Here is a 7692-nt window from a genome sequence, read left to right on the forward strand (position 1 = left end):
GCCCACGGGTTCGCCGATTCCGTGAACTCCAAGCCACTGGCTGGCAGCCATGTGCTGGTGATTGCTTCCAGCCGCGATCTGCGCCAGCAGATCAGGGATGCACTCAAGTCCATGGGGCTGGTGCTGGACTTCGTCAGCTCGGTGCGTGAAGCGGCCGAGTTCTGCCGCGAAGGCCTGCCTCACGCCATCGTGTTCGAAAGTGAACTGCGCACCAACGCGTTTGATCAGATGGTCAGCGGCATCAGGCAGGAAGTGCCAGAGTTTGTGTTCATCGAACTCAGCCAGGATGGCCGAACCTTCGATATCTCCAGCATCAGTGCCACGGGCATGGCGCGCGTCGGTCGGGATGGCATCGGCAATGCGCTGCCATCGGCACTCGTGTACGAGCTGTCGCGTGTGTTGTAGCCATATCGGCACACTGGCGCACTGATATCGGCCCCAACAGGGGCAGATGGCGCCTGATCAGCCTGCTTCGGCCAGCAATTGCGCCAAAAGGGCGTGCAAAGCCGCAAAATCGGGCTCACCGATGTAGCGTTTGACGATCTCGCCCTTCTTGTTGACCACAAAGGTCGTCGGCGTCAGCTGAACTTCCCCAAAACCCTTGGCCAGATCGCCGGAGTGGTCGATGGCCACTCGAAATGGCAATTGCCTTGATTGCACAAACTGCATCACGTAGGCGGGCGGGTCATACTCCATGGCAATGGCCAGCGTTTCCAGGCCCTGCCCCTGGAACTTCTTGAAGGTGGCCACCATCTGCGGCATCTCCTTGACACAGGTGCTGCAACTGGTGGCCCAGAAGTTGACCAGCGTCACCTTGCCTTTGAGCTCGGAGAGTTGGTGTTGGCTGCCATCGAGTTGGGTGAACGGCAGGTTGGGCGCGGCTTGTTGGGCGCCAGAAAAACAGGCTGCCAGCATGAGGGGCAGCAACAGTGTCAACATTCGGCGGATCAAGTGCATCTTGGTCACCACGGGAAAGATCTGAGGAAAGAAATGAATCGTCGCACCGTATTGTCGTCGTCCTGGGCCACCTGCATGGGCCTGATCGCACTGGAAGCCATGCCGTCCACGGGGTGGGCGGCCCTGTTCAGCCAGACAGATGCCACAGCGGCCCTGCGTGCTGCCCTGGAACGTGGCGCGCAGGTGGCCGTTCAGCAATTGGGCGCAGCAGACGGCTTCCTGGCCAACGACAAGGTGCGCATCGGCCTGCCGGACGTCCTGGAGAAAGCCGCCCCCATCTTGCGCACGGTTGGCCGCGGGGCTCAGCTCGATGAGCTGATCAACTCGATGAACCATGCCGCAGAAACCGCCGTATCGATGGCGCAACCCTTGCTGGTTCAGGCCATCAAAGGCATGAGCGTGCAAGATGCGCAGCGCATCGTGCAAGGCGGCGACAACGCCGTGACCGAGTACTTCACCAGCAAGACGCGCGCACCGCTGGGTCAGAAGTTCCAGCCCGTGGTCAGCAAAACGCTGGACAAGCTCTCCATCACCAAGCAGTACAACGACCTGGCCGGCAAGGCCAGCAAGCTGGGCCTGGTTCAGGGCAATATGGTGACGGTCCAGGACCATGTCACCCAGAAGGCCCTGGACGGGCTGTACTTCGTGATCGGCGAGGAAGAACGCCGCATCCGCAAGGACCCGGTCGGCACGGGCAGCGCCCTGCTCAAGAAGGTTTTCGGGGCTTTGTGACCGTGGATGGCGGGGCGTTGGCCGGCGAGGGCGTTGCCGGAGATGCCGCGGCACCACCGGACTCCGGCGACGATGCTGCCAAAGAGCCCTTGCCCCCCACCTTCTCGACCTGAGGATCCGCCCAGGGGCCCGTGACGCGGAATTCCTGCGTGCTGGCATCGGACACCTGCTTGCGCAGCAAGACCTGGGCGATGAAGGTGCCCAATCCAATGACGGGATTGATCGCCGCATAGGCCAGCGAGGCACCGCCGGCGTTGACCTCCGGCACCACATACACGTGCAGGTTCTGGGTTTCGTGCGCCAGATCGGCCTGCCCTTCCATCAGCACGACCGCCTGCACGCCACGCATGCGCAGATTGCGCGTGGTGGCCTGGCCCTGGCCGATCTTCACATCGCCATCGATGCTGTCGAAGGCAAAGCCCTGCTGGAACACATCACGGAAGTCCAGCGTCAGGCGCCGCGGCAAGGATTGCAGACTGAGCACGCCCAGCAACTTGGCCATGCCGGGATCCACCTTGAGGAACTGCCCTTCGCTGATCTGCACATTGATGTCGCCAGTCATCGACAAGGCATCAGGCTCCATCGGTGCACCCAACCAGCTCACCTGCCCTGTGAGCTTGCCTTTACCGCCCTTGATGGTTTGAGGCAAACCCAGACGGGTCAGCAGCCCGCCACTGTTTTGCAAGTCCAGCGTGAACGCAAAGGCCGATCGGGGCTTGAGTTTCACACCTGACCGGCGTGTGGCACTTTGCGCGCCCAGCGCCGCCCAGTTGCCGGTGGCGCTCAATTGCGCTTCCGGCGAACTCATGCGCAGCTTGGTCAGGCGCCATTCAGGTACAGGTGCAGAACCGGCCATGGGCACCTGCCGATTGAGGGCCTCCACTTCCAGCCGTCCCAGCGGCAGGCCGCGCCACTCCAGTTGATCGATGACCACATCCAGTGCGGGCAGGCTGCCTGCCGCGGCCTCGGGTGACAACATCTGTTCGGTGGCACGCTCTTCGAGTGCTTGCGCCTCTGCAGCAGGCACAGACAAACGGGACAGGCGGGCCACCACGCGGCTGTTGCCCGAGCCCCCCGCCACGGGCGCCGTCTCGGGCATCCATTCGATCAAGCCTGACACCTGCTGCGCATCCAGTTGCGCACGCCACACGCCTGGCGAGGGATGCGCCAAGGTGCCCGACACATCTTTCAAGGTGCGTTGCTGGAAGACGAGCGCCGCCGTTTTCACGCTCACGCTGTCAGGCAGATAGGTCTCGGAGGCGTCCGCCGTGGCCGCGGGAACACCACGTGCTGGCTCGGTCGATTTGAACAAGGCCAGCACGCCAGACCACGCATCCAGATCCAGCGTCGGCATCGCGATCTGGGCCGCCACGCCCTTGGCCGGCAGCGCCTGCAAGCCAGTCGCCTCATTCAGGCCGGCCTGGACAAGGCTGATCAGGCCGCGCGCTACCCTGGCCTGATCACCACTGGTGTCCCGGCGCAAATCCACACGCAGCCAAGGCACGGTATTGGAAGTCATCTGCAATGTCTGCGGATTGCCCAGATCCACCAGGATTGCATCACTCAAACCCTGCTCGTCCTCCTGCCGATGCGTGACCTTCAAAGGCCAGGCCGCAGCCGCCGGCTTGTTGAGCGGCGCAGGCAGGTTCGTGGCCATGCCTTGCAAGTTGGAGATGACCTGCACTTCAGGTAAAGCACGTTTGCCCTGAGCGTCCTGCTTGCCCATCGTCACATTGACCGTGACGGGTGACTCCCCACTGAAACGCTGTGCCAGTTTTTGCACAAAAGGTATCTCGCTGGCCTGGCGCAAGCCTTCTGCCGACATATTGCCCTGAGCCACAAAGCGCGTGGCGCCATCGGCGGTACGGCGACCGTCCACATCCACCACATGTCCCCAGACACGGGCCTTGGCCTTGACATTGAGATCAGTCTCGGTGAACCCGATGCTGCCTTGCAGGGCCGCGAACATGGGCACTGACGGGTTCAGGCGCAAGCTGGCGCCATCACGCTCCAACATCGTGACCGAGCCCTTCAAGCGCGTGTCCTCGGCGTGGTCCAGAGGGATGTCCAGTGAAAGCTGCATGGCCGCCGTGCCATTGGATTGCGCGCCACCCAGTACATTGCCCGTCCAGCGCCCAATCGGCGAAGCCGACAGGAAGCGCAACATGTCATTGAGCGGGCCTTCGCCCTGCCCCTTGATCGTCAGGTGCGGATCCTTGCGCCCCAGATCATCGATGCGCCCCTCCACATCGTGAAGGCCAAACGCGCCGGAACCCACGCCGCCCAGGCGACCCTTTGCTTCCTTGAACAGCAGTCGCTGCCCCTCGAAGATCAGCATGCCTTCCAGCGACGTGAATGGCGGCCAATTGACCTGCCTGGCGTCTGCCTGTGTGCCCATGAGCCCTTGCGGCACGTAGTCCAGCGACACATTGCGCATCGGCACCTTGACGCGGAAGCGCCCGCCTTGGTCATCCTTGAAGGGGAATTCGTTGAGGTCGCCCTCGACATCGAATGACACCTTCTCCCCCTGACCACTTCGCAGCGCCAGACGCACGTAATCGCGCGGCGTCTTGGGAATGGCCAGAGGCAGGTAACGCCAGACCTTGCTTGCATCCGCCCGATCCAGGCGACCGGTCAGGTTCAAATTCCCCGGGAAACGCGACACGGCCCGCCCATCGATGGGTGACACGCCAGAGCCAGTCTGCCAGTGCCCCTCCAACTGCCCGCTGGCATCGCCATTGGCAAAACTGGCTTCACTCACGTCCACGCGCAAGGCCGATGCCTGTCCTTTGACACGAGACGGTGAAATCACCCAGGACACCTTGGCCTGCAAGGCTGCAAGCGGAATGCGCGGTTCCTCGAACACGCCCGGGAAAGCGATCCAGCCCTGCTTCACGTCCAGATCTGCGTGCCCGCCGTTCTCGTCAGCAGTCAAGCTGACCGAAGCCTGCTCCATGCCAGGGCGGCTGTCCTTATCGGACGAGGCCCAGCCCAGCCCGCGCACACGGCCACTGGCCTTGTAGCGCACAGGCGCCTCCAGCAGGCCCTCCCAATTCCATTGCAGTTGCTCGACCACGCCATGTGGCGCCACATCAGCCAAGGAGGCACGCACCTTGGGCGACAGCGGCAGGCGATCGGCCAATCGCGCCAGCAAATTCAGATCCAGGCGATCAGCTTGCGCCTCGCCACCTTTGGTCAAGCCCCACACCGCATCAGACAAAGCCTCCGGCCAAGGCGAGTGGCGCCAAACCAGATTGCCGCTGCTGGCCGGCCAGACAAGGCCATCGGCCAACTGGAACGACAGCTTCTGGAAAGACAAGGTCGAAGCCTCAGCTTCATGGGATACGGCAACCTGTCCATTCAGGTGACTGAATGCCAACGGCGCCAGTCCACGAGCCAGACTCACGTTGACGCTCTGCAGCGCCACGTCAGCCTTCAAACCGCTGGGCATACCCTTGACCAGGCTGAGGCTGGCCTGCACGGCACCACGCCCACCTTCCACGTCAACCGGCAGCTTCACATGTTGCTTGAGACGCTGCACGTCCACAAACGGCAACTCGGCGCCCACGGTGCCGGACCAGGTCAACCACTGGCTGGGGCGTGTTGCATCCAGCTCCCAGCGCTGCCACCAGGGTACGGACTCCCCGTCCTTCACCGGCACACCCGAGGCCAGCCACAAAGGCTGCGACATCGATGCCGACACCTTGAAGCGTTGCCCGAACTCGGCAGGCGGTGTGGCCGAGACCGTCAATTCATGCAGCCGGCGCCCCAAGCCCGGCCTGTTGCGCAAGGTGAGATCCAACTGTTTGAGCGCCAGGGTGGGTGCGCCCATCAGCTCGTCCGTCCAGCGGATCGTGCCTTGCTGGATCTGGATACGCGCCTGTGACAAGACCCAGTCTGCCGCAGCGGAACCACCCTGCCCGCCCGACGAGGACGCGATCTTCAAGCCCGCCACATGCCACTGCCCCGCCGCATCCCGGCGCACATCCAGCTCAGGGGCCACGATCACCAGTTGATCCAGACGCAACTCGCCATCAGCCAGGGCCCGTGGCGACAAGGTCGACAAAGACACCCGGGCCGTGACCTCAGGCAGGCGCAAAGCCACGCGCCCCGCCGCATCCAGCAGTTGAACCTCGCGCAAGGACAAGGTCGGCCAGATGCCATCTGCACGCCCAACCACCTTACCAATCCGTACTGGCACCCCTATTGCTTGCGTGGCTTGCTCAGCCAGATCAAAACGCCACGCATCGATACGGGGCAAAATCTGCAGCAGCAAGACTCCCCAAGCCAGCGCGGCCAGCAAAAACAGCGCGCCAGCCAGAATGGACAAGCCGATGACGACCCGACGCCCCACCCGACCCAAGGTCAAGGCAGAAGCTCTGAGGATGCCTCGCTGGCTGGTTCTGGTGCCGGCCTGGCGCAGGTTGGACGGTTCTGGGGACGATGACATGAAAAAAGAGATTCCTCCGTCGAACCACCTACTTACCAGGCCACTCTGCTGCTCTACCATCACTTGCAGGTACAGCATCAGGGATCGACAACCGATAACCCTAGCACAGACCACCACGTCGGCCCTTTGGTTCCATGCTTGATTTCCCATTTGACGCTGTAAAGACAACGGCCCTGGCCGAGCACTCGCGGTACGTTCAACGCATCCGCAGGCGCTATCCAGCCGAATTGGCGGCCTTCGCCGAAACCGCGCCAGGTCAACCACGCACGGCGCAGATCAGCGCCCTCATCGATCGCCTTCTGAGTCAGGGGCGCGAGTTGGGCGCCGCCCTGCGCGTCGCCCGTCAACTGGTGATGGAACGCCTGGTGGTGCTCGATGTGGAACTAGGCTGCGCCATGCTGGACATCACGGCCACCATGACGGAGTTGGCCGAAGTCACCCTGGATTACGCCCTGCGCGCCGCAGAGGCCGAAGCCGATGCCAAACATGGTGCCCCGCTCAACGAGCAAGGTCAGCGCATCGACATGTGGGTCGTGGGTATGGGCAAGCTGGGCGGGCGCGAGCTCAATGTCTCGTCCGACATCGACCTGATCTACGTCTACGAAGAAGACGGCCACACCACCGGCCTGCACGATGACATCGGCATCATCAAAGGCCGTGTCACCGTGCACGAGTACTTCACCCTGGTCGCCCGCCGCCTGTCCATGCTGATTGGCGACACCACCGAAGACGGCTTCGTCTTCCGCGTGGACCTGGCCTTGCGCCCCAATGGCAACTCCGGCCCGTCCGTCGTCAGCCTGAGCATGCTGGAAGAGTATTTCCTGGTGCAAGGCCGCGAATGGGAACGTTTTGCCTGGCTCAAGAGCCGCATCATTGCGCCGCGCCGCGCCATGCCTGGCGGCGAGCACCACAAACGCGCCCTGGACCTGCGTGACATCGTCATGCCCTTCGTGTTCCGCCGCTACCTGGATTACGGCGTGTTCGAAGGCCTGCGCCAGTTGCATCGCAAGATCCGCGACGAAGCCAATCGCCGCGCCGCCGGCCGGCCCGAGCGCGCCAACGACGTCAAGCTCTCACGTGGCGGCATCCGCGAAATCGAGTTCACCGTGCAATTGCTGCAAGTGGTGCGCGGTGGGCAATTCCCTGAGATCCGCACCCGCTCCACACTCAAGGCCCTGCCACGCCTGGCCGCACGCGGCCTGATCCCCGAAGCCACGGCCAACTTGCTGGCTCAGGCCTACGTGTTCCTGCGCCGCATCGAGCACCGCATCCAGTTCCTCGACGACCAGCAAACCCACCTGCTGCCCACTGAAGACAAGGACCTGGCCTGGATCGCCGACACCCTGGGTTTGCAAGGTCGCCAACAAGGCACGCCAGTCAACCCGGACTGCCACACCGGCACCTGCCAATTGCTGGATGCCCTGTGCAGCGTGCGCGAGTTCGTGGCCACCGAATTCGACTCCTTGCTGCACGATGGCCGCAGCCCCGACTCGTCTGGCTCCGGCGGCTGCAAGACCTGCGGTGGCCCGCCGCTGCCTGTTGACAGCGACGAG

Annotated in this window: 3 protein-coding genes and 2 pseudogenes; 3 read left to right on the forward strand and 2 right to left on the reverse strand. The window is 63.2% G+C overall.

Annotation, left to right across the window (positions count from 1 at the left end; genetic code table 11):
- A pseudogene (locus EPO09_RS08400) lies at positions 1 to 405 on the forward strand (hypothetical protein); the annotation flags it as partial.
- A 57-nt stretch (positions 406 to 462) separates the two neighbouring features.
- Here the strand turns inward: EPO09_RS08400 and EPO09_RS08405 are convergent.
- A complete protein-coding gene (locus EPO09_RS08405) occupies positions 463 to 915 on the reverse strand; it encodes a TlpA disulfide reductase family protein (RefSeq protein ID WP_290642077.1) in 453 nt (150 codons plus the stop codon).
- Between the two features lie 75 nt (positions 916 to 990).
- On the opposite strand from EPO09_RS08405, the gene EPO09_RS08410 reads away from it, so the two are divergent.
- Complete coding sequence (locus EPO09_RS08410) at positions 991 to 1689, forward strand: DUF4197 domain-containing protein (RefSeq protein ID WP_290642073.1); 699 nt, start codon at positions 991 to 993, stop codon at positions 1687 to 1689.
- Here EPO09_RS08410 and EPO09_RS08415 read toward each other — a convergent pair.
- Entirely contained in the window at positions 1664 to 6139 is a 4476-nt protein-coding gene (locus tag EPO09_RS08415; protein WP_290642075.1) for a YhdP family protein, read from the reverse strand. The genes EPO09_RS08410 and EPO09_RS08415 overlap by 26 nt on opposite strands.
- A gap of 134 nt (positions 6140 to 6273) precedes the next feature.
- Between EPO09_RS08415 and EPO09_RS08420 the strand changes: the two are divergent.
- Positions 6274 to 7692: pseudogene (locus EPO09_RS08420) on the forward strand (glutamine-synthetase adenylyltransferase); the annotation flags it as partial.

Origin of the sequence: Aquabacterium sp., assembly GCF_004297345.1 — a bacterium.
Taxonomy (GTDB): Bacteria; Pseudomonadota; Gammaproteobacteria; order Burkholderiales; family Burkholderiaceae_C; genus Aquabacterium.